Consider the following 1,928-nt stretch of genomic DNA (forward strand, 5'->3'; position numbering starts at 1 on the left):
GACCGGCCGCAACGAGGTCGAACGCGAGACAGCGGACTATCGTTTATAACGCACCGAAGGGCCGCGCGCCCCACTTGCTTCCGCAGGCGCTAGCGCTCAGCTTTCAGCGTATTCCTTTGCAAGCGAAGGCAGATCAAGAGCTGTGCCCCGTTCGCTGCTCACTATTGGGTAGGTCTTGTACACGAGTGAAATGAAGTCGTTCCAGTATAAATCTCGTGTGGATTTAATCACATGGTCTAAAATGCGACGCTCGTCGCCTGACAGCATCGTGAAGTCGGCGACCTTGCCAGTCCGCGAAAACAACGTCTTCGGCTGCCCGTACATGTTTGCAGTCTCTTCGATTTTTAAGAGATCTGACCGATCGGCAATGTCAATGGCGTCTTCCACATAAGGGCCGTAGTGATTAAACTTCCAGGAGATTGAAGTCAATTGGCGCCCTTTAGTAATACTGGCGCGCCAATCAGAAAGATACAGCATCTTAGTAATTCGCGCTTTCGAGAGCTCATGCTTATGCGGGTACTTTTCACACAGGTAAGCGAGCATCAGTTCGATTTTGCGATCGCCTTCGTTAGCCAACATCTTCAGAACCCCCTCTCCGAAGGGCTCGTGCTGCGTTCAATCGCTGTCGGCAAACTCTTGTACGCGCTTGTTATATTACCCCAAGTCGCGGATAAGTCGACCTGCCCCATTAGGGTGTCCAGATCAGCTCGCGACAAAGGATCTTGCAGTTCGACAACTAGAACCCCATCGTACTCGTCCTGGAGCCCTTGGGGGAACCTTATGGCGAAGACTACGCGGGGCCGCATGGTGAACTTCTCAGTTTCGTCATCCAAGTACCCCAAGTCGCGATGTTCTTTCTTATAGCTTGTTCTATGCCCCGAGAATACTTGGGAAGACCTTCCAGTGGACCACGCCTCGCCGAGGCATCCTTTATTCTTTGGTTTGGTTAGCTCGTCAGCCGTTAGTCCGGACCTAGTTGGGTCCGAAGCATACCGACTATACAATTTGAAACTATCCAAGTCCGCCGAGTCGTACAGGCTGAACCTATAGGGTTCGGGAAATCTACATTCCCGAGCCAGCTGCCGGAGAAGGCTGGCGTACATATTCGAGATAGTTACGACCATCTCCTTTATTGTATTCTCCGAATCTTCTCGATCGGCGATCACCTTTTCGAGCTCATCTTTTTTCTTCTCGTACTTATTTTGCCATTTTTCCTGAGATTTATTAGAGCGCGCTGTCAGTACCCCGCCAATCACCAGAAAAGCGGCGGCGACCACGAAAATAGTCACCTTGGCCCCGCTGAACGTCATCGACCAGGCGAGGATGGTCCACGTTGTTCGCGACGAAAATTCGAAGAAGCTAGGGATGGCCATCAGTAATGGCGACGCACCCAACATTACCGTTGGGCCGTGGCGTTTTAGTGAATTCCAAACCTTTTCAAAACCTATTCTGGGCTTTCGTCGATCTACCTCCGGATCTTGAACGATCCCCTGATGAGCACTCGAAACTGAGTTGGGAGACAATCTGCACTGTCCTTCTGTCACTGCGTTGATCTGCTAACTGTACCCTTGCAAGCTCCCAGCGCTCGTTCACCGCCGGAAGTCTTGCGACCTCGAGCGTTAAGACTGCTGGACCGAATATCACCGCAGATCCACTCGCAATAAGGCGCTGTAAGCCGGCAGGTCGGCCAAGACGATCGTCGCTTCACCCAATCGCGCCTGGGGTTCAATTGCGGGATCGTGCCGGCCGGTAATTTGTTGAAACGGATCGCGCTCTCGACCAGCGCTTCGTAACTCGGGCTCTTGCAGTCCGTGCGCAGGACCTCGAGCCGGCCGCCAGCGGGCACGACGTCAGCGTTCAATTGATCCACAGGCCGCAGCTTCTTGTTAATGACCTTGGCCCGAGGTGGCCGCGGCGAATCGGCAGTT

Annotated in this window: 2 protein-coding genes; both read right to left on the reverse strand. The window is 53.2% G+C overall.

Features of this window, described 5'->3' with window-relative positions; translation table 11 throughout:
- Window positions 1–96 precede the first annotated feature (96 nt).
- Window positions 97–579: a Panacea domain-containing protein gene (locus H483_RS38715; protein WP_081615167.1), complete on the reverse strand. Its 483-nt coding sequence runs from the start codon at window positions 577–579 to the stop codon at window positions 97–99.
- A gap of 2 nt (window positions 580–581) precedes the next feature.
- Entirely contained in the window at window positions 582–1,310 is a 729-nt protein-coding gene (locus H483_RS39190; RefSeq protein WP_152427941.1) for a hypothetical protein, read from the reverse strand.
- Between the last annotated feature and the right edge of the window lie 618 nt (window positions 1,311–1,928).

The organism is Dietzia sp. UCD-THP, assembly GCF_000349585.1.
Lineage (GTDB): Bacteria > Actinomycetota > Actinomycetes > Mycobacteriales > Mycobacteriaceae > Dietzia > Dietzia natronolimnaea_A.